General features: G+C 35.6%; 1 protein-coding gene. It reads right to left on the reverse strand.

Going from position 1 to position 236, the window contains the following annotated elements:
- Positions 1–236, reverse strand: a 236-nt coding sequence (locus AAEY83_RS18490; protein WP_351061618.1) for a hypothetical protein, incomplete at both ends; no start/stop codon positions are given.

Here is a 236-nt window from a genome sequence, read left to right on the forward strand (position 1 = left end):
GCTCTATATCTTTATCAAACGTGCATATAGCTTCGTCGCACACATTAGTTTTTAAGTCACGCTCTTGATATAAACGCTGTGCAAGCAAGCTCACCTGTTTATTATTACTGCCTAGTTCAAGCAATTCATCGTTATATAAGTGTGTAAAACCACCTTTGTTAACTATTTCTTGATACCAATTAATGGCTTTTTCTGTACGTTCAATTAACTGCGCTGAATATTGGTCAAAGTAGTAG

This window comes from Psychrobacter sp. TB20-MNA-CIBAN-0197 (assembly GCF_040309765.1).
Classification (GTDB): domain Bacteria; phylum Pseudomonadota; class Gammaproteobacteria; order Pseudomonadales; family Moraxellaceae; genus Psychrobacter; species Psychrobacter submarinus.